Origin of the sequence: Sphingobacterium sp. ML3W (assembly GCF_029542085.1) — a bacterium.
Taxonomy (GTDB): Bacteria; Bacteroidota; Bacteroidia; order Sphingobacteriales; family Sphingobacteriaceae; genus Sphingobacterium.
Window position 1 is genome coordinate 377554 of sequence record NZ_CP107036.1, and the last position, 20694, is coordinate 398247.

16 protein-coding genes are annotated in these 20694 nt (G+C 38.9%); 8 read left to right on the forward strand and 8 right to left on the reverse strand.

Translation table 11 applies throughout. The features are described from left to right. Position 1 precedes the first annotated feature (1 nt). The gene (locus OGI71_RS01645) at positions 2-2176 is read right to left on the reverse strand and encodes a DPP IV N-terminal domain-containing protein (protein ID WP_282253562.1); all 2175 of its coding nucleotides are present in this window, start codon (positions 2174-2176) and stop codon (positions 2-4) included. 70 nt (positions 2177-2246) lie between these two features. Continuing rightward, positions 2247-3635, reverse strand: coding sequence for an aminopeptidase P family protein (locus tag OGI71_RS01650; RefSeq protein WP_282253563.1), 1389 nt, complete (start codon positions 3633-3635; stop codon positions 2247-2249). Between the two features lie 480 nt (positions 3636-4115). On the opposite strand from OGI71_RS01650, the gene OGI71_RS01655 reads away from it, so the two are divergent. After that, positions 4116-5000: an AraC family transcriptional regulator gene (locus OGI71_RS01655; RefSeq protein ID WP_282253564.1), complete on the forward strand. Its 885-nt coding sequence runs from the start codon at positions 4116-4118 to the stop codon at positions 4998-5000. Between the two features lie 334 nt (positions 5001-5334). On the opposite strand, the gene fabF is transcribed toward OGI71_RS01655, so the two are convergent. The 3 genes from fabF to OGI71_RS01670 all read right to left on the reverse strand — a co-directional run bounded on the left by fabF (position 5335) and on the right by OGI71_RS01670 (position 7941). Continuing rightward, positions 5335-6573 (reverse strand): beta-ketoacyl-ACP synthase II, encoded by a 1239-nt coding sequence (fabF, locus tag OGI71_RS01660; RefSeq protein ID WP_282253565.1) that lies wholly within the window; start codon positions 6571-6573, stop codon positions 5335-5337. 62 nt (positions 6574-6635) lie between these two features. After that, positions 6636-7229, reverse strand: coding sequence for a TetR/AcrR family transcriptional regulator (locus OGI71_RS01665; RefSeq protein WP_282253566.1), 594 nt, complete (start codon positions 7227-7229; stop codon positions 6636-6638). Between the two features lie 85 nt (positions 7230-7314). Next, positions 7315-7941 carry a metalloregulator ArsR/SmtB family transcription factor gene (locus OGI71_RS01670; RefSeq protein WP_282253567.1) on the reverse strand — a complete coding sequence of 209 codons (627 nt, stop codon included), beginning with the start codon at positions 7939-7941 and terminating at the stop codon, positions 7315-7317. 197 nt (positions 7942-8138) lie between these two features. On the opposite strand from OGI71_RS01670, the gene OGI71_RS01675 reads away from it, so the two are divergent. The 5 genes from OGI71_RS01675 (at position 8139) to OGI71_RS01695 (ending at position 12726) form a co-directional block, all read left to right on the forward strand. Beyond that, complete coding sequence (locus OGI71_RS01675) at positions 8139-8765, forward strand: superoxide dismutase (protein ID WP_282253568.1); 627 nt, start codon at positions 8139-8141, stop codon at positions 8763-8765. 45 nt (positions 8766-8810) lie between these two features. Further along, positions 8811-9302: a DUF2480 family protein gene (locus OGI71_RS01680; RefSeq protein WP_282253569.1), complete on the forward strand. Its 492-nt coding sequence runs from the start codon at positions 8811-8813 to the stop codon at positions 9300-9302. 6 nt (positions 9303-9308) lie between these two features. Further along, positions 9309-9860, forward strand: coding sequence for an NADPH-dependent FMN reductase (locus OGI71_RS01685; RefSeq protein ID WP_282253570.1), 552 nt, complete (start codon positions 9309-9311; stop codon positions 9858-9860). A 305-nt stretch (positions 9861-10165) separates the two neighbouring features. Next, entirely contained in the window at positions 10166-12088 is a 1923-nt protein-coding gene (locus tag OGI71_RS01690; RefSeq protein WP_282253571.1) for a sensor histidine kinase, read from the forward strand. A 14-nt stretch (positions 12089-12102) separates the two neighbouring features. Continuing rightward, positions 12103-12726, forward strand: coding sequence for a response regulator transcription factor (locus OGI71_RS01695; RefSeq protein ID WP_282253572.1), 624 nt, complete (start codon positions 12103-12105; stop codon positions 12724-12726). An 18-nt stretch (positions 12727-12744) separates the two neighbouring features. Here the strand turns inward: OGI71_RS01695 and cydB are convergent, their stop codons facing one another. Then, positions 12745-13821, reverse strand: a complete 1077-nt coding sequence (gene cydB / locus OGI71_RS01700) for a cytochrome d ubiquinol oxidase subunit II (protein ID WP_282253573.1) — start codon at positions 13819-13821, stop codon at positions 12745-12747. Between the two features lie 6 nt (positions 13822-13827). Then, entirely contained in the window at positions 13828-15165 is a 1338-nt protein-coding gene (locus OGI71_RS01705) for a cytochrome ubiquinol oxidase subunit I (protein ID WP_282253574.1), read from the reverse strand. Between the two features lie 136 nt (positions 15166-15301). On the opposite strand from OGI71_RS01705, the gene OGI71_RS01710 reads away from it, so the two are divergent. Both OGI71_RS01710 and OGI71_RS01715 read left to right on the forward strand, forming a co-directional pair. After that, positions 15302-16288 (forward strand): hypothetical protein, encoded by a 987-nt coding sequence (locus OGI71_RS01710; RefSeq protein WP_282253575.1) that lies wholly within the window; start codon positions 15302-15304, stop codon positions 16286-16288. Positions 16289-16579: 291 nt separating this feature from the next. Continuing rightward, positions 16580-17944 carry a sulfatase-like hydrolase/transferase gene (locus tag OGI71_RS01715; protein WP_282253576.1) on the forward strand — a complete coding sequence of 455 codons (1365 nt, stop codon included), beginning with the start codon at positions 16580-16582 and terminating at the stop codon, positions 17942-17944. Positions 17945-18311: 367 nt separating this feature from the next. Here the strand turns inward: OGI71_RS01715 and bglX are convergent, their stop codons facing one another. Further along, positions 18312-20588, reverse strand: a complete 2277-nt coding sequence (gene bglX / locus OGI71_RS01720) for a beta-glucosidase BglX (protein WP_282253577.1) — start codon at positions 20586-20588, stop codon at positions 18312-18314. Positions 20589-20694 lie beyond the last annotated feature (106 nt).

Below are 20694 nucleotides of genomic sequence, written 5' to 3' on the forward strand. Positions count from 1 at the left end.
CTTATCTTCCGCCTGGAGGGCAATGTAGTTTTAAATAATTCGTGAATAATGTTTTTAAATGTTCATGTGTGCCCTCGCCCTCACTAATGGAATGACTACGGTTAGGATAGGACATTAACTGAAATTGTACATTATTTTTTATGAATTCGTCTATAAGAACTTCCGCATTCTGATAATGAACATTATCATCTCCCGTTCCGTGTATATACAGTAGATTTCCTTTGATATTTTTTGCATATTTCAATGGCGAACCATTCTCAAAGTCTGCTAAATTTTCTTGTGGAAGTCCCATATAACGTTCTTGATAGACATTATCATAAAGTAGTTGATTGGCAACAGCGGCTATTGCTATACCTGTTTTATAGATTTGTGGGTATTGTCCGAGCAAATTGAGTGTACTCGAACCACCACCACTCCATCCCCAGACTGCGATGCGCGAATTGTCTACAAATGACCATTTTAATATTTCCTGTGTGGCTAATGCCTGATCACGAATATTGAGCTGACCAATGTTGCGGTAGATACTTTTGCGCCATAGGCTACCTTTAGGTGCAGGTGTGCCACGGTTGTCCAAAGAAATATAGATGTATCCATCCTGGGCCATATTTCCTCTATATAAGCTGTTATAACCTGCGCTAAAGTTGTCGATTACAGTTTGTGAAGCAGGTTCACCATATACCATAAAGACTACCGGATACTTTTTATTAGGATCGAAATTCAGCGGTTTGACCATCCAGCCATCTAGTTCTACACCTTCAGTAGTTTTAACTTTGAAAAATTCGGCTATGCCATCACTGACTTTCTTTTCACGTTTAACCTCAAAATCCACTACTGTCCGGTGAGTAGGGAGTTCGATAATAGCGTCTTGTTTGAGCTCAGCACGGTTGCTAAAGTTGAAGATAGCGATCTTCCCATCTTTTGAAATATCATAGTCGCAAGTTCCCTCGAAAGATGCTGGTGTGAGCCTTTTTGGTGAGCCACCTTTAGTAGAGACACTATACAAATATTTTTGAGTCGCATTGCTGGGAGAAGCAGTGAAATAGATTGTTTCTCCTTTTGGATCTAGAAAATCAAGATTAATAATGTCATAATCTGCTTTAGTAATGAGCTTTTCATTGCCTTTTAAGTCAATTTGATAGATTTTTCGCCAGCCATCTTTTTCCGATACCCATATAAATGCTTTTCCATCCTGTATCCAGTCCCAGCCCGAAGGATCATTATTATTCCATCTTGCCTTGATGTCTATCCAGGAATCGCTCGTTTCGTGATGTATTGCTTGAGCTTCATGGGTAGCAATGGAAGCTGTGTAGATCTTACTTTCGTTTTGTTTCCTATTGAGTTGCTGAAAAATAAGCTGTTTGCTGTCCATACACCATTCCATACGTGGAATATAATGCTGTTCAGGATCTCCCGGAATATTTATGCGGCTATTTTTTTTGCTAGCAAGTTCATAAGTCCATATGGAACAGGCGCTTGGAGACTGTCCCACTTTCGGATATTCCACTGGGATGGTAAAAGAGTAGAGACTATCCGTATTATTAATCATTAGAAAATTTCGGATACTGTTTGCGTCAAGCTTCCAGTAGGCGATAGAAAGGCCATCGGGCGACCATCTAAAACCATCTTTGCAACCAAATTCTTCCTCATAAACCCAATCGAAAGTTCCATTGATCATACGGTCTGTACCATCCTTCGTTACAGCGTTTATATTTCCATTTGTGAGATCCTCCACATAAATATTATGGTCTGCTTTGTTGACGTAAGCTACTTTATTGGCTTGAGGATTAAATTTGGCAAACATCAGTTGGGATGCTAGAAATTGGCGGCCTAATTGCGTCAATTGATTGGATTTCTTGTTGTATACCCAATAATCACCTCTTGTATTTTCTCGCCAAACCTTTTTGCTATTGGTGTAAATTAATATTAGCTCCCTATTCTTGGAGATAGAAAAATCCTCAACTTTTATTGCCGTATTGCTGCCTTTTGGAATAAGAGATTGCTGGGATAAAAAGATTCCCCGGTTTCCATTTTTTGGATTGACGATCTCAATCCCTTTATCCGAAAACTCATAATATTGATCACCAATATCAGTCCAGAGTCTTTGCGCAAAGAGAGGATTGGATAGGTAAAGAACCAATAACAGTTTTGCGATAATAAAATGTCTAATTCTATTCATTTGTATGTGATTATTTATTTGTCCATCATTTAATCCAGAGGAGATGTGTTACTTGGGATCTCCAAAGTATTTAATCGATTGCATTGTCTTTTAGGCGATAGATTTCTTGCACTTCGCGTTCGAGGTATTTTCCGAGACGACGATAACCATGTTCCTCTATCAGATAATTGTCTTCAATACGAATTCCTCCGAAATCGAGATGTTTCTTCAGAAAGTCATAATTGACAAAATCCCTGTGCAGATTTTGCTGCTCCCAAAGCTGCGTCAGTTCCGGAATGAGATAGATCCCCGGTTCCACGGTAAGTACATTGCCAGCTTCCAATTCCTTGCCCAATCGCAGGGATTTCAGACCGAAGGTCTTAGTATCTTTAGGTTCGGATATGCTGTAACCCACGTATTGTTCACCCAGATCTTCCATATCATGTACATCCAATCCGAGCAAGTGACCTAGTCCACATTGAAAGAATAACGCGTGCGCATGGTTAGCAACAGCATCCTGAGAGTTACCTTTCATAAATCCGACCTGTATCAATCCGTCTACGAGTGCTTCACAGGCTTTTAAATGGATATCTTTAAAACGGATTCCAGCAGTTAACAACTGCTCAGCAGATTTAAATGCGTGTAAAACGATCTGGTAAATTTCCTCCTGTAAAGAAGTAAAACGTTTACCAACCGGAAAGGTACGGGTTAGGTCGGAAGCATATCCCAATGATGTTTCAACTCCAGAATCATTCAGAAGAAGGTCGCCTTCATGAACTTGATGGAACTGCATATGGTTGTGCAAGATTTCACCTCTTTTGGTAACGATTGGTGGATAAGAAAACGACATGCCCTGATCCTGTGCAAAATGCTGCATGGCATTGCTAATCTGATATTCATAACGACCGGGTTTGGTCATCTGGATAGCAAGACGGTGCATGTCTACAGCTACATCTACAGCTTTTTCCAGTTCAATAATTTCCTCTACTGATTTAATACTTCGTTGTGCGGCAACAGCTTGAATTAAAGCTATAGATGGTTGAAGCTGGTCAATAGGACAATTAAACAATTTCCCAAGCAATATTTTACTGTGCGATTGATAGGGGGGAAGGTAATGAAGTGTATTTTGATCGCTTTTTTTTAGATAGTCGAAGAGCTGATCAAAAGGATGTAATTTATTAATTCCTGAAAGAGCGGCTTTTTCTGCTAAGGTTTGTTGTTGGCCCATCCAGACGATATCGTCGATGGTCATTTCATCTCCAAATAGTAGTGTTTCTCCCAGATCAATATCGATTACAGCAGCTAATCGAGGAGCTTTTATACCAATATAATATAAAAAACTACTGTCTTGACGAAATGGGTAGGTATTGTGTTCAAAATTGATCGGGTTCTCAATATTCCCTAAAAAAAGGATTTTTCCAGAGGAAAATTTTGAAATGAGCTCGTTCCTACGGGTGGTATAGATTTCTTTCTTAAACATATTTGTGAAAATTAAGAGAGGCAACGTATAATTAAGATTTAAAACGATATTATTTACATAAATAATATACGAGCTAATATCGCAAAATTTAATCTTTTAATCTTGAAGACTCTTATTCAAAAACGGTATTGTGATTGATATTTTAACGTTGTTACAATTGCTTATTTTTAATAATTGATACATGAAAACAAAATAATATCGAAATTTAATAAAGTTCTATGTTTATATTGAATATTAATTATCACAATTTATCAAAGTCTAATTGTATTTTAACCTTGTTTTTGTAAGATATTAAGTTTTAATGCCTGATTTTATCAAATGCTGAATGGAAAATTTGCGGATTGCTAAATATTATCACATTATATACATATTTTGTTTTTGTTTTTTCATGGATTATGATTAATATGTTTACTTGTTTCGTAGTTATTATATTTATATTAACTAAACAGCAGTAAATACGAATATAAACTATGAAATCCTATGAAAACGCTCCAATTTAATGTGCCGACAATGCAAGGCCAAAGTTTAACAGTACAAGAGGATATTTTAGAAACTTTTTATCCGCATCTTCACCGACATCAAGAAGCTCAACTCATGTGGATAGTAAAGGGAAGAGGAATATTGATTGTTGAAGATACATTACATCCTTTTAAAGAAAACGATATTTTCTTTTTGGGTGCTAATCAGCCACACGTATTTAAGTCGTCTTCGCAGGACGGTTTTTCAAATGAGTCTCGTTCTATCTCGATTTTTTTTGACCCGAATGGTAAGCTCAAGTTCTTGTTCTCATTAGAGGAATTTGAATCATTAAATCAGTTTATTTATAATAATTCCTGTGGTTTTAAAATTCCTAAGGAATACTTTGAGCAAATTTCAGAACGAGTATTACAACTGAAATCTTCCGACCAAATGGATAAATTGATGCATTTTTTCTATCTATTGAGGTCTTTGGCGAGCATATCAAAGGAGACGGATCCGCTCTGTGCAGAAAGAGCAGAAGTGATCTTAGATACGATTCATAGTTCGAATCGGATCAATGTTATCTGTAATTTTATTAAAGAAAATCACAAACATGATCTTAGTCTAGAAGAGGTTGCTGATTATGCGAACCTTACACCACAGGCATTTTGTCGATACTTTAAAAAACATTGCGGCGTTACCTTTGTGACTTATCTCAACAGAATTCGAGTGAAGGAAGTATGCAGTCAATTAACAGAAGATCACTTAGATAGTGTTTCGTTTATCGCATACAGTTGTGGATTTAACAGTATTACAAATTTCAATAGAGTGTTTAAGCAGATCATTGGCTGCAATCCAAAAGAATATGTACAACAATATAAGCAAACACTATATTCTGTTATCTAGGGTAGTTGTGGTGAAGATCCGAAAATAACGAGCTTGTTGATTTCAGGTAGTATTTGGAACTAATTGTCGTCGTGTAGGAGCTGCATATTTCGATGGTTTTCGTATCAGCAGAGACGATCAAAACATTCAGTTATAAACACTTTTTCATCAGGTCTATTGTGTAGGAAAAATAAAGAAGGTTAGATTTATTATCTTTAAGGACGTTGAATAGACATAAAAAAAAGGTTTTCAAACGGGGAGAATGAAAACCTTAAATAACCAATTATAAACCTAAATTATGATACTACAAAGATAGTGTGTTTATTACACTTTGTCAAGATCTTTCTAAAAAATATTAAATCTTTTTAAACAGAATACTTGAATTGTGTCCGCCAAAGCCGAAAGCATTGCTCATTGCCGTTTGAACAGTCTTTTCCAACGGTTGATTGACAACGATATTGATACCTTCAGGAATTGCAGGATCAATATTTTCGATATTTATAGTTGCTGGAATGACATTATTGTTTATTGACTTTATGGCGATAATTGCTTCTATTGCTCCTGCCGCACCGAGTAGATGTCCTGTCATTGACTTGGTTGAGCTGACCCAGAGGTTGTTAGATTTGCCGAATGCAAGTTGCATAGCCTTCAGTTCAGCGATATCACCAACCGGGGTAGATGTGGCATGAAGATTCAGATAATCCAATTGGTCACTGTTAATTTGAGCTTCTTCCATTGCCAGTGACATTGCTTTGGCTGCGCCTATGCCTTCGGGATGAGGAGAAGTCATATGGTAGGCATCAGCAGTCATCGAAGCTCCAACAAGCTCTGCATATATCTTTGCTCCCCTTTTCTTAGCATGCTCATATTCTTCCAATACCAAGGCTCCAGCCCCTTCGCCCATGACAAATCCATCACGATCTCGATCAAATGGTCTACTTGCCGTTTTAGGATCATCGTGTCTGCTGGACATTGCTTTCATCGCGGAAAAGCCGCCAACTGAAGCCGGAGTAATAGGAGCTTCTGAACCGCCGCTAATAAAAACTTTAGCCTTTCCTAATCGAATATAATTGAATGCGTCCATGAAAGCAGTGTTGGAGGTCGCACATGCGGATACCGTTGTGTAATTGATTCCCTTTAGCCCAAATTTCATCGATATCATTCCTGAAGCCATATTGACAATAAGTCTGGGAACGAAAAACGGACTAAACCGTGGAATATAATTGCCTTTTACATAACTTTCAACTTCATTTTCAAATGTTTCCATTCCGCCCTGACCAACGCCCCAAATGACCCCAATATCAAATGGGTCCATGCTGTTGGGGTCTAAACCGGAATCTTCTAAGGCTTGAGAGGCGCTATACAAAGCATATTGCGTAAATAGGTCACTTCTCTTGATTTCATTTCTATCCAAGTATTTCTCCGGTTGAAAGTTCCTGACTTCACTTGCGATTTGCGTTCGAAACAGAGACGCATCAAAACGGCTAATGATAGCTGTATGATTTTCACCACGTAAGATATTATCCCAGAATGTATCAACATTCTCTCCCAGTGGGTTAATTGTTCCCATGCCGGTAATTACAACTCTTTTCATTTTTTTATTTTTTTAGAATTAATGTGTTAATATACCGATTGGTATGTGTTTTATTGAGAAAATTAAATTTTTATCTCCCGATCCACCATGTCTTTCATATTGTCTATTACGATAGTAAGATCTTTACCACGTCCGGAGATTTTTGCAAGTAAAATTCCACCTTCAATCATCGCCATGAAGGTAATTGCAAAGTGTTCAGCAGAAATATGCTGTTTAAACTCTCCACTCGTAATTCCTTCTTCTAATATAGAAATCAATCGTTGCCGCCAAAGCGCAAATGATCGTTTGACTTTTGGCGTTAAAAAAGGGAGCGAGTCATCAGCCTCAATAGCAGCATTCATCAACGGGCATCCTCCTGATGCAGCGATGTTTTTGAAATTTTCTTTGTAAAAATCAAAAAATGCATAAAGCTTCTTTAAAGCAGTTCTGTGTTGACTAATCAGCTGATCTACACCATCAGCAATTTTTTTACTTTGATAGGTATAAACATGAAGTGCCAGGTCATCTTTATCTTTGAAATTACCATAGATACTGCCTTTAGTTAAACCTGTAGCTGTAGTGATGTCTGAAAGTGAAGTAGCAAAGTATCCTTTTTTATTAAAGATAGGGGCTGTCTTCTCAATGATAAATTGTCGGGTCTGTTCTGCTTTTGACATGATGACGCTGTTCTTTGGTTTCAAAGATAAAAAATACTTTTCGGTATATTATTAATTTCTGTAGGATGCGACTGAAAAAGTTACATTATTTTCTTTCCGTTATGCGGTAAGTGCAACGGGAACCATTTTCGATAATGTATTCTATTCTGCTGATCGAATATGATGGGCCGATAAGCTGTTGAAAATTGCGAAGTTCTGAACGACAAAAACCTTGACATTCAGTTGCTGCGGCACATATGGGACAGTGATTTTCAATGAGGAGATAAGATTCGGCTTCTTTTTTCCATTCGGCCATATATCCTTCTTCCGTTCTCTTGGTAGCGATAATATCAAGTTTTTTTTCGATAGATCTGGTATCAGATATGGCATTCATATATTTCTGATATACTTTTGACTCGCGGTCGGTGATCAATAGATCCAAGGCATTCTCACCAAGCACCTGTTTAATGGATTGCAGGAGTTGTACAGTAATGTCAGCATGACTATCTGGAAATTTTGCAAGCCCTAATGGTGAAAGGCAATAATAGGTGGATGGTCGGCCTATGCCTTCACTTCTCGCATAAGATTCTATTAGGTCCTGATTAGCAAGATTGAGCAGGTGTTTGCGGGCGCCCTCTTTTGTAATACCCAACTCTGCCGCAATAAGCGCAGCCGTAACCTCGCCTCGCATTTTTAATAACATTAATATTCTATCTGCTGGAGCCTTCTGCATTTGACAATTAAAAAGTTGTTTTAATGTTTTCTGAACAAAGATACTATTTTTTCAATTGTTGCTATAATCAATAGTATTAAAGTTTTTGTCTAGCAGAGGATAAATTTTATGACATTAATAAAACAACTATTTGGTTGTTTTATTAATGTCTATTAGTTAGTTTTGATTCATTATTAAAACAATAAAACTAAAATAACATGAGCAAATTTCAATTACCAGATTTATCATATGCCTATGGGGCACTTGAACCTTATTTTGATCGGGAGACAATGACGATTCATCATCAAAAACATCATCAGGCCTATGTTGATAATTTAAATAAAGCCGTAGTCGGTACAGGTGCTGAAGGTATTGAATTGCAGGATATCCTGGCGGAGGTGAGCCAATATAGCCCAGCTATTCGCAACAATGCCGGAGGGCACTACAATCATTCCTTGTTTTGGCAAATTTTATCTGCAACACCGAAAACAGTACCTACTGGAAAGTTGGCAAAGGAAATAGATGCAACTTTTGGTTCCTTAGATGAGTTGAAAACAAGGATAAAAAACGCAGGACTCGGACAATTTGGTTCTGGATGGTCTTGGCTTTATATTAAATACAATGGTACTTTGGATGTAGTAGCGACGCCCAATCAGGATAATCCTTTGATGGATACCCAATTGACGAGTAGGGGTGTGCCTATCTTGGGTGTTGATGTATGGGAGCATGCCTATTATTTGAAATATCAGAATAAAAGAGCAGACTATTTGGATGCGTTTTGGTCTGTCTTAGATTGGTCCGCCGTCGAAAAGCAGTACGAAGAAGTGATCGATAAATTGATTTAAAACCTTGAACATTCAATTAAGCGGGTATACTAATTATAAAATAACATGTTTGTAAATAAGGTTGAAAATTCGGGTATATTGGCGCTCGATCTCATTGATTTCAAAACTACACTTGAAATTATAGAATTTGACATCAAGACACTGTTTTACCAAGAAATGATCGTCAAAGAAAAGGAGTTTAAAGCGGCTCTTGCTGCATTGGAATTGACACCCTTTGTAGGCAAAGCTGTTGCTTTTACTTGTTCTGTTGATGCCATCATTCCCCCCTGGATCTATATGGCTTTAGCCGATAAATTCCATCCTAATGTGGCTTGTTACGATTTTAAACGTGTGGAAGCATTGGAATTGGAATTATGGACCCAAAATTTGAAGCGGGCAGATTTGTCTCCGTATCAGGATCAAAAGGTGGTTGTGCGGGCAAGGCCAAATATGCCAGAATCACTTTATATGCTAGCTGCTGCACGCTTAATTCCGATTGTTACAACATTGATGTACGGAGAGGTCGGAATGCCAAAGGTTATTTTTAAAAGAGCATAAGAAACAATGAAAGCATTAATATTTAATGGCGCCTTGGAGCGTAGGCAAGAATCTACTTCCGGAGTATTGTCTAATTATTTCGCTGAACAATTGAATCAGCTAGGTGTTGAGAATAGTGTTTTTAACCTTGCGGATAGTGGAATACCACTATTTGATACAAGTCTCAGCAGGATACCCAATAGTGTAAAGATCATGAACAATCTCTTTCTGGAGGCAGACCTGCATTTTTGGCTATCTCCTTTATATCACGGAAGTGTACCGGGGGTAATGAAAAACTGTTTGGATTGGCTAGAGATAAGCGCAAAGAACAGTCCGGCATATCTCACCGATAAAAATATCGGACTGGTTTGTTGGGCGGATGGTGTACAGGCCCTACAAGGGATCAACGCTATGGATGCAATAGCAAAATCATTACGGGCATGGACTTTACCTTTTAGTGTACCTATTGTTAAAAGGGAACTATTTGAAAACACAGACTCAAGGGAGATCTCGTCGGATTATAAACGTAAATTGGACCTGTTGATCAATATCGCAACCACACGAACAGCAGTATTTTAAACACTGTTGGCACGTTCCTGAAAATAGTATTTTCTTAAAAGCAGTTTAAAAATTATTGTTACATTATTAATAATAAAGCACCTCGATATTCATTGAGGTGCTTTATATGTTTTCAAAATTGCTTAGTTTTGAGAAACTGTGTGTTGAAGTGTTCGTAGTATTCACTCAATTTCCCAGAATAGCACATCTATAGCGTTGCATCTCAAAAAAATGCAATAAACTGTTATTATTGTTTCATAATTATATAAGGTGTCTGATTAATGAGGTTACATTGTAGAGTTTTGTTAAAGTTAATTACCTGTTGTATGCTGTGTTTCACTCTACAGCGTACAAATGCCCAAAGTTTTCTGCCATTAAATGAGGATAAATATCGGGTGGATGCCGAAATGCTATTGAAGTCGACCTCAAGTGATAGTGTACAGGCACTACAATACTTTTATCTGGCAGATTACTACCGCTTTCGGGATACCGTGAAATTCTGGGAAAATATGCGACAAGGGGAGCGATTGGCTAAGCCTTTTCGAAGCCTTCACGCCATGGGAGCGCTTTACAAAAGCTTCTACTATGGACAATTTTTAGACAGTAAACGTGCTGGGATTGAAGCACAAAAGTGCGTAGACATTCTTGGAGATGCCAAACAGCCCTTTCAACAGGGACTTTTGGCCAAAGCTTGGTATAATCTGGGGTTAATTCGATTTCCGAAAAAAGGTTTTGCTGATTTACTGGATATACTCAATGGTAAATGTATGCCCTATGCCAAAGCACACGATCCCCTCATGGAAGGCGCAATAAACACCATGATCGGTATGGCCTTTATGTCATCCAATCAATTGGCAAAAGCAGATGAGTATCATCAGATAGCGATCAAACAGCTGGAACAACAACCAGAGAGCACAGCGCTACTGGTAGCCTATTTAAACGCTGTTAGCACCTATTGCTACCAGGTTAAATCAAAAGAGGCCCGGCAATTGTTAGATAAGGTCAAGGTAATGTTAGGAGACAACCCCAACTCTTCTCAGTTACCCAATTACTATTACAATGAAGCGCTCTATTTTACGACAAAGCAACAGACAGATGAAGCGTTACGTATGTTGAATATTGGTTTGGAATGGTCGAAGAAAATGAACAATTGGAAATCCTATCAGATGATGCTGTTTAGAAAGTTTAATGTCTATTTGATGCAGAAAAAATATGCTGAAGCGAAACTTCCATTGGAAGAGATTGTAAAAAATGGATTGTTGACACGTGATCTTTACAACAGTAAAATTGTTTATAGCCAATTGGCTACTGTGAATGAATTGATGGGGGACTACAAAGAAGCACTTAAGATGTCCAATGTAGCGAGTAAGCTCTCTGATAGTATTCAGAAAGTCCAGCTTTTGGAGAAGATGAACGAAATGGAGGCTAAATACAAAACTGTAGAAAAAGAAAAATTGATTTTAAATCTGCGTGCTGAGAAAGATCGCAATCAATTAAAGGTTTTTCTTGTTTTAGGCATTGCTATTTTGCTTTTCATTGTAGTTTTATTTGTCACCTTTTCCTATAGAAAACAACGGAAACTGAATCGACAGATCCAGATTAATCATGAGATTGCTTTGGAGAAATTGGCGAAGGAAAAACAGCTGCAAATCTCCGAATCCATGCTCAAAGCGGAAGAACAGGAACGGCAGCGTATTGCACAAGATTTGCACGATAGTATTGGCGGCATGCTGACAGGATTAAAATTTAAGATCGCTGGAGAGCAAGCAGGTGAATTCGATTTGACGAATGAATTGCCCCACAAACTGAACGATATTTTGGGTGAAGTTCGACGGATATCGCATAATCTGATGCCCGAGTCATTACGGCAATTTGGTCTAATAGCAGCATTGGAACAATTGTGTCTTTCGATGAGAAATAATAAGGTTCAGATCCAATTTGAAAATTATGAGGACGACGTACGTCTGGACTTTCAAAAAGGGTTGGCAATCTATCGGATCGTCCAGGAGGCGATCTCAAACGCCTTGAAATATGCAGATGCAGACCTTATTATTGTTCAAGTAAGTAAATCAAAGGGAATATTGCAGGTTTTGATAGAAGACAATGGAAAAGGTTTTGACTCTTCTGTGGCAAATTATGGAATGGGATTAAATAATATGGTCAACAGAATCAAATGGATCAATGGATCTATTGCTATGCAGAGCAAACTTGGATCGGGTACGCAAATTGAAATAGGAGTAAGTGTTTAGTTAAAAACTAATGTATGAAAATTATTGCCGTGTTAGACGATCATCCCTTATTATTGGAAGGGGTGACTTCTTTTCTCAATAACCAACTCGGGTATAAAGTGTATTCATTTCTGGAGGAAGTATCATTGATCGAATTTTTGGATACGACGAAAGTAGATTTGGTGCTTATGGATATGCAGCTTTTGAACACCAGCGGATTGGACGTCTGTCTACAGGTGAAGAAGCTGTTTCCCGTGGTTCCAGTTGTTGCATTGAGCAATTTAGCGGATCGTAATCTTATTTTTCAGTTTATGCGAAATGGCGGGAATGGTTATATACTAAAGGATGTTTCTAATGACGAATTCCTTCGTTGTGTACAGCTTGGACTTGATGGAAAGAAAGCGCTTTGCGATAGGGCAAAGGATCTTTATGCCGGAGCTGTCACCTCCATGGAAGATCTTCCACGTTTAACACGAAGGGAAAAGGAGATTTTGACGATGGTTGCCGATGGCTATACCAGTAATCAGATTGCGGAGAAACTATTTTTAAGTCCCGTTACGATAGAAACACACCGACGTAATCTTCTGACCAAATTTAAAGTGAAAAATATGGTCGAATTGGTACAATTTGCGCTAACTCATAAATTACTGGGGCTCTAGCTTGTCGGAGCGACTATGCTAATGCTCACCATAGCCTACATCATCCAGTTTTCCTTTAAAGACCCTAAATTGAATAATAAAATAAGCTACCACCAAAATTGCTGCAAAAATAAACCATCCCAAACCTACAGAGAGGCCATATTCATGTGCTGCGGCATTCTGGATGGTAAGCGAGGGGTTTACCTCATTGGTTGATGGTAATAAGGTTGGAAACATAGAGGCCACTGTGGTTGCAAAGCTTCCCAGTATAAATAGGGAAGAGAACATAAAACCCGTACCATCTTTTTTGAACGTCCTGATCCAAAATTGTCCCAGCAGGCCAATCGCTGCAATCAACGGGAATATCCAGAGCCAATAATGATTTTGCAGATTATTTAAGGAGATTGGTTTTACATAATGCCAGACATAAGCAGATAGAATGACCAATACAAGTAATACGAAATTCAATTTAAATATGATGTCTTTAAGTCGCTGATTTAGGGTGCTGGATGTTTTTAATATGACCCATCCTGCACCATGGATAGTCAGTGTGACGACCGCTACTAAGCCTAGTATCACTGTGAACCAGTCAATGATACCTTGATGTTCAGCTAAAGGATCGAAAGTTGGGTTCCAGAGTGCGAGGAAGAAATAATGCGGTTCTTGCGTGGATACCCCGTTTTCAACCATCCCCAGATTGACTCCACGGACGACGTTGCCTAAGGCAGCGCCAAAGAATAGTGCTAGGAGTAAGCTAGCTAAACCAAAAGCTTTATCCCATAATGCTTCCCAAAGTCGGTGATGTATTTGTCCTCTTAGCTCAAGACTTATCGCCCTAAAGATCAGTAACCACAATACGAGCATCAGAGGGAGGTAGAATCCGCTAAAAGATGACGCATAAAGTGTTGGGAAAGCAAAAAATAAAACACCACCAGAGGCAATCAGCCAGACTTCATTAGCGTCCCAAAAAGGCCCGATTGCATTTGTTACAGCCTTTTTCTCCTCTTCGGTCTTTGCGAAGAATAAATGTACAATTCCCGCTCCAAAATCGTAACCATCAAGGACAACATAAATGCCCAACATGAAAGTCAATACAATAAACCAGAATATTTCCATAACAAATTAGTTTAAAGCAATATGAGGCTCGGGGCCTTTTCTAATAATTTTCAATACTAACATAAGGAACAACAATCCCAAAAGAATATAGAGTCCGACAAATCCCAGTAAAGTAAATAACGTATTACCAGAAGATACCGTGGGCGATACCCCATCTACCATCCGCATCAGATTGTATACCAACCAAGGTTGTCGTCCTAGTTCGGATGTATACCAGCCTGCCGTATTGGCGATGTAGGGAAAAGGGATCATAAACATAATGATCCACAGTAACCATTTGGTCTGATATAACTTATTTCGCCAAAGTAAAAAGCTGCCCAATACCATGATTCCAATAAATATTGTACCTAAACCAACCATGATGTGATAGCTATAATAGAGCCCCGGAACATTCGTTGGATGTAATGAGTCGTTAAACTCATTCAGGCCTTTTATCTCTGCATCCCAACGTTGGTAGGTAAGGAAGCTTAAAACATTAGGAACCGCAATTTTATTGTCCAGTTTTTTGTTCTCCATATCAGGTTGACCGATCAGGATAATTTCGGATCCCCCTTTTTCTGTTTTGAAGATACCTTCCATCGCTGCGAATGATGCTGGTTGATATTTTACCACATTTTTGGCAGCTAGATCTCCTGTAGGAAATGCGAGCATGACAGATGAAATGGCACCAAAGATTACGCCGCTTTTAACGAATATTTTTCCAAATTTACTATGTCTATCGCTGAGGAGGTAGAAAGCTCCTATAGACGCAACAAAAAAAGAACTTGTAACCAAAGATCCAGCTTGATTGTGGAGATAAGAAGGCCATAACCATGGATTGCTAAATAAAGAACTGAAATTGTTCAGTACAAACTTGCCATTTTCGAGAATTTCATAACCTACAGGGTGCTGCATCCAGGAATGCGTGGCAATAATTAGAAATCCACTGGCCCAAGATCCAATGAATACCATCAAACCGGAGAGAAAGTGTAGCTTGTGACCAAGTAATTTTTCTCCGAAGAGAAACATTCCCAAAAAGGAAGACTCCAGGAAAAATGAAAACATTCCTTCCATTGCTAAGGTCTGTCCAATGATTCCCCCTGTAAGTTCGGAGAATTTTGCCCAATTTGTGCCAAATTGAAATTCCATGGGTATACCTGTCACAACACCCATTGTAAAATTCAGTGCAAAGATTTTCATCCAAAACTTTGATGCATTGTTGTAATCTTCATTGTGTGTTTGTAAAAATTTCCATTTGAAATAAACAATCATCAATGATAATCCCATAGTCAGTTGGGGAAATAAATAGTGGAATGTGATTGTAAAGGCAAATTGAAGCCGATTGTAAAGAATCATGTCTTCCATGGATGCGATTTTTGGTTAATGACATTTAAATATAAAATTTTTTTGTCGTACCTAAGCCGTTAAAGTGTTTTATTTTTTTGTCCTATCTTCGCCCCGACAACAGAAAATTGCGAAAGGGAAGAGGAGCACAAGTGGCATGAAAAAAGCGATAATTTTAATGGGTGTTTTGCTAATACCCATACTTTTTATTCTACTCAATAACAAGGACAGAGGCAAATTAGTGGCCGACAATGTCGTATTTAGAGATAAACTATCCGATTACGGATTGTTCAAAGGGAAAATAGCTAATCTCATACCCAATGATCAAGGGGTTTCTTATGAGTTGGCTTCCGCACTGTTTACAGATTACGCCGACAAAAAACGTGTTATTTTCCTGCCAAAAGGAAAGAAATTAGTGGCTTCTGATGATGGATTGCCAGATTTTCCAGATGGAACCATTATCGCCAAATCTTTTTTTTACCCAAAGAAAGACACGATACAAGCGTCTACATTAGTACTGCTTGAAACACGTCTCCTGATCAACAAAGAGGGGCAGTGGAATGCAGCAACCTATCAATGGAATTCGACCCAAGATGAGGCCTTCTTATTAGCCGATAGTGCAGTTGTACCTGTTGCATTTTTAGATAATAAAGGCGTGAAACGACAGACAAATTATATCATTCCTTCACGCACAGACTGTATGGCATGTCATCGTCAGGGAAATCGTATGCTCCCGATAGGTCCCAAAGTCAAAAATTTAAATCGGGTCGTGTTTCGGGATACTGACACAATTCAACAGTTAGCCTATCTGAAAGATAAAGGTATAATAGATATCCTGCTAGCGAGACAGCTAACTTCGTTACCTAGCTATGATGACCTTAGTCAATCTAGCGAGCACCGGGCAAGAGCCTATCTGGAGGTGAATTGCGCGCATTGTCATAACCCGATGGGAACTGCCTATATGACGATGCTTGATCTTAGATTTGAAAGTCCAATAAACGAAACTGGGATTTGGCTCAAACAGGCAAAAATTATCGGACGAATGTCTGTACTAGGTGAGATGCATATGCCTCAAAAAGGAACCACTATACTTCATGAGGAGGGGATAATGTTAATTAAGGATTATCTTCAGTCCCTCAAATAAATAATCGTTAAGTTTTTAAGTTATTGGTAATTAGTCTGTACGGAGATGTTTTGCTCATCGTAAATCGGATTTTGTTTGTGTTTTAATAAAATCTATAGAATTAGTAGATTATATTGAAATATCTTTTATATTTGTGATAGATAAATTTCCCTTATCTTTTCTCAAATTGACAGCAGGGGAGGCGCTCGCCTCCCCCAATGTCTTCAAAATAGAAACAAGTTTTCGATTGGCGTTGGCACTTGTCGGTATTTTCTTATCTTGCAGCACTATTTCCAATTAACTAATGCGATCATGATGCGATTTACTAAATTTTTCATGGCAATGACCATGTTTCTCTTCGTTACATTTGTTCATGCACAAAATAAGAAGCCTAATATAATCCTGATTCTTACCGATGATTTAGGGTACAGTGACCTCGGTTGTTATGGCAGTCCAAATATATCAACCCCTTTTTTGGATTCGATCGCCAGTAAAGGTGTGCGGGCAACAAACTTTATGGTGTCAACCCCCTCTTGTACCCCCTCGCGGGCATCTTTGCTGACTGGGCGTTATGCTTCCCGTTATAATCTACCTGCCCCAATCGGTCCGGGATCGAATCTTGGCCTACCGGATGAGGAAGAAACGATTGCCGAATTGTTAAAAAAGGTAGGGTACCGAACAGCATTAATTGGTAAGTGGCATCTAGGCGATAAACAAGCTTATCATCACCCTAATAAACAAGGGTTTGATTTTTTCTATGGGATGTTGTATAGCCATGACTATCGCGCCCCCTACGTAAAAACGGATTCTGTGATTAAAATTTTTAGAAATAGAAGACCGGAGGTCGTCGCACCTGATGATTCGGATTTAAGTGCATTGTATCATAAAGAAACGGTGGATTTTATCGAAAATCAAGATAAAGATCATCCATTCTTTTTATATTATGCGCACAACTTCCCACATCTTCCATTGGCTTTTGCGAACAAAAAGAATAAGTTTGCCGATCAGCAGAATGCAGGCCCCCTTGGGGCCGTTATGCGTCAGTTAGATCATAATTTTGCTGAACTTTGGAAAACCGTAGAGAGAAAAGGACTAGCAGACAATACAATTTTGATCTTCTCCAGTGACAACGGACCTTGGATAGCTTATCCTTCACGAATGTCAGACGATCATGCGACAAAAAACTGGCACGTAGGCACAGCCGGTGTATTTAAAGGATCGAAAGCTGAAACGACTGAAGGTGGAGTTCGTGTTCCATTTATTGTATACGGAAAAGGATATGCGCAGGAAGGCAAGGTCATCAGACAGGCAATCAGTAATCTAGATGTATTGCCGACAGTAGCAAAATGGACGGGAGCCCCTCTTCCGAAAAGATCCATTGATGGTCAGGCAATAGATGCTTTATTGAGTGGTAGAGAAGAAGATTTAAAGGCTGAACATCGACCTATATTTCTAGTAAACTATGGTCATGTTGAGGCTGTTCGAGCTGGTGATTGGAAATATAGACGAATACCGGCAGGTGTTAACCAGATATCAGGAAAGCCATATGATGCGGTAGAAGAATTGCATAATATTGCCTGGGATCCAAGTGAGCGAACCAATATTCTAAATGATTATCCAGAGAAAGCAGCGGAATTACGTTTATTGTTTGAAAGCTTTGATGGGAATATGAAATAATAAAGAGATTAGGGATTTACGCTAACAGTGCTAATTTCTCTGTAAGGAGTATTGGGCCTATTTTTGAAATTGTCCTATTTGTTTTATTGGGTTGTTTGCAGATGCTGGTACTTAACGTATAACCAAGTTAACACCATCTTCGTCAGTAAAACCCTATTAGCAGATACTTTATAAGGTTTTAACATGGGGTTAATAGTGGTTTATCCCTGTTATACCCCTGTTAACCCCCTGCTAACCCCTTGTAAATACCCTATTAATACCGAAGTTGGTATTAATCAATAGTTAATTTGTGCCCCAGCCACTAAGCAGACAAGTAAAAGCTGTCTAAAAAGTAATGTAAGTCCCTGATAAGTGGGGTAAATCGACTTTAAAGCAGCTTAAAATCCTCCTCCTTTACATCACGGCTATTGGGGCCGATGTAAACTTTGAAATCTCCCGGTTCGGCTACATAGTTCAGATTGTTATCAAAGAATTTGAGGTCTTTAACTCGAATCTCAAATTTAACAGTCTTCGTTTCACCTTTCTTTAAAAATATTTTTTGAAATCCTTTTAGTTCTTTTACAGGACGGGTGACCGAACCTACCAAATCCTGGATATATAATTGAACAGTTTCTTCGGCGTCATAATGCCCTGTATTGCTAATAGTAATACTCGCTTGAATATTACTGCTGTTGTCCAATGTGTTTTTATCAAGATGAACCTCTCCATAGGTAAAGCTCGTATAACTCAATCCATAACCAAAAGGGTAGAGTGGTGAATTGCTTACGTCTAGATAATTCGATTTGAATTTTTCAAAATCACCTGAATTTCCATAAGGTCTGCCCGTATTTTTGTGTGCATAATAGATGGGGATCTGTCCAACATTACGAGGGAAAGTCGCTGTAATCTTTCCAGAAGGAACAACATCTCCAAACAATACGTCTGCAACAGCCTTTCCGGTTTCAGACCCACCAAACCAAACATTTAATATGGCTGGCACATGGGAGTCTTCCCAGGTGAGTGTTAGCGGTCTACCTGTAAATAATACAAGTACAACTGGTTTTCCTGTTGCCAATAGTGCTTTTAGTAAATTCTGCTGATTTTTTGGAATATCCAGTTCGGAACGACTGGAACTCTCACCTGACATTTCCGACGATTCTCCAAGTGCAGCAACAATGACATCCGACTGTTGCGCGACTTTCACTGCTTCCGCAATAATTTCCTCTTCTTTTCGGGGATCTCTGGCTATAGTACGGCCAAACATTGTCGCATGTTTCTGGTAGTTTGAATCTTCAAGTAGATTACTGCCCAGATGTGTGAGGATATTTACTTTATTGCCTAATACCACTTTCATTCCTTCCACTAATGATTCTGTTTTCTCCAATTCTGCACTCACACTCCAGGTTCCCGGCATATTGGCACCTGAGTTGGCTAAAGGGCCAATCACAGCAACTGTTCCGGATTTCCTTAAAGGGAGTGCTTGTTTTTCATTTTTAAGAAGGACAAATGATTTAGCGGCAATTTCTCTTGCTTTGGTATGATTGGCTGCAGAACCGATTGTCGTTTTGGCACGCTGCTCATCGCAATAACGATAGGGATCTTCAAATAATCCCAGTTTATACTTCGCTTCTAGTACAAACCGACAAGCTCTATCAATATCAGTTATTTTAACTTTACCTTCATCAAGTGATCTTTTCAACGTGGTAAGAAAACCTTCGCCGACCATATCCATATCAATTCCGGCATTTAGGCTCAAAGCAGAAACTTGTTGTAGATCTCCAAGTCCATGTGCTGTGAGTTCGTTGACCGCTGTGTAGTCTGTTACAACCAAACCTTTAAAGCCCCATTGCTCACGTAAGACATCTGTCATTAACCATTTGTTTGCCGAAGCGGGTACACCATTGATATCGTTAAAAGAGGTCATGATACTTCCTGCACCGGCATCTAACGCTGCTTTGTAGGGGGGTAAATACTCATTGTACATCCGATGGAGACTCATGTCTGTACTGTTGTAGTCTCGCCCGCCTTCTGCGGCGCCATATAATGCAAAGTGCTTGACACAAGCCATCATGGTGTTATGTGCTGCTAAATTATCCCCCTGAAAGCCATGGACAATGGCCTCAGCAACTTTTGAACTTAGGTAAGTATCTTCACCCGACCCCTCAGAAATACGCCCCCATCTCGGATCTCTGGAAATATCCACCATTGGCGAAAATGCCCAGTTAATACCATCGGCAGTAGCTTCTTCGGCGGCAATACGGGCAGACTGTTCAATTAAGTTCATATCCCAGGTAGCGGCAAGTCCCAAGGGAATAGGGAATACAGTACGATAACCATGAATAACATCCATCCCAAAGATAATAGGAATCTTAAGTCTAGACTGCTTGATTGCAATTTCTTGAGTTTTGCGAATTTTGGATGGTGTACTCATACTGAAAATGCCGCCGATCTGGCCATTTCGGATTTTGGCTTCCACATCCGTAGAAACGGTAGTTCCTGTTGTCGCCTCCCCACCGGTGACTAGGTTAAGTTGTCCAATTTTTTCTTCGACGGTCATCTTAGCCATAAGCTGATCAATGAAACGGTCCATTTTCTGATTGGATTGGGCTGGGCTTGTATGCCAAGCTAAAAATGCAAGAAGGAAAGTACCTACTACTTTTTTCATCGTATTATTTTTTTGTGTGCGTGTGGATTTTGTATTCCTCGCAACATTGTAAGTTTATGTAAAATGTTCAATATGCTTCTTGAACCTCTTTGATAGGATGTAATGT

Bases quoted from the DNA above. Each gene is read 5' to 3' on its own strand.
- OGI71_RS01645 (WP_282253562.1), bottom strand. From the start codon at position 2,176: ATGAATAGAATTAGACATTTTATTATCGCAAAACTGTTATTGGTTCTT.
- OGI71_RS01650 (WP_282253563.1), bottom strand. From the start codon at position 3,635: ATGTTTAAGAAAGAAATCTATACCACCCGTAGGAACGAGCTCATTTCA.
- OGI71_RS01655 (WP_282253564.1), top strand. From the start codon at position 4,116: ATGAAAACGCTCCAATTTAATGTGCCGACAATGCAAGGCCAAAGTTTA.
- fabF (WP_282253565.1), bottom strand. From the start codon at position 6,573: ATGAAAAGAGTTGTAATTACCGGCATGGGAACAATTAACCCACTGGGA.
- OGI71_RS01665 (WP_282253566.1), bottom strand. From the start codon at position 7,229: ATGTCAAAAGCAGAACAGACCCGACAATTTATCATTGAGAAGACAGCC.
- OGI71_RS01670 (WP_282253567.1), bottom strand. From the start codon at position 7,941: ATGCAGAAGGCTCCAGCAGATAGAATATTAATGTTATTAAAAATGCGA.
- OGI71_RS01675 (WP_282253568.1), top strand. From the start codon at position 8,139: ATGAGCAAATTTCAATTACCAGATTTATCATATGCCTATGGGGCACTT.
- OGI71_RS01680 (WP_282253569.1), top strand. From the start codon at position 8,811: ATGTTTGTAAATAAGGTTGAAAATTCGGGTATATTGGCGCTCGATCTC.
- OGI71_RS01685 (WP_282253570.1), top strand. From the start codon at position 9,309: ATGAAAGCATTAATATTTAATGGCGCCTTGGAGCGTAGGCAAGAATCT.
- OGI71_RS01690 (WP_282253571.1), top strand. From the start codon at position 10,166: ATGCTGTGTTTCACTCTACAGCGTACAAATGCCCAAAGTTTTCTGCCA.
- OGI71_RS01695 (WP_282253572.1), top strand. From the start codon at position 12,103: ATGAAAATTATTGCCGTGTTAGACGATCATCCCTTATTATTGGAAGGG.
- cydB (WP_282253573.1), bottom strand. From the start codon at position 13,821: ATGGAAATATTCTGGTTTATTGTATTGACTTTCATGTTGGGCATTTAT.
- OGI71_RS01705 (WP_282253574.1), bottom strand. From the start codon at position 15,165: ATGGAAGACATGATTCTTTACAATCGGCTTCAATTTGCCTTTACAATC.
- OGI71_RS01710 (WP_282253575.1), top strand. From the start codon at position 15,302: ATGAAAAAAGCGATAATTTTAATGGGTGTTTTGCTAATACCCATACTT.
- OGI71_RS01715 (WP_282253576.1), top strand. From the start codon at position 16,580: ATGATGCGATTTACTAAATTTTTCATGGCAATGACCATGTTTCTCTTC.
- bglX (WP_282253577.1), bottom strand. From the start codon at position 20,588: ATGAAAAAAGTAGTAGGTACTTTCCTTCTTGCATTTTTAGCTTGGCAT.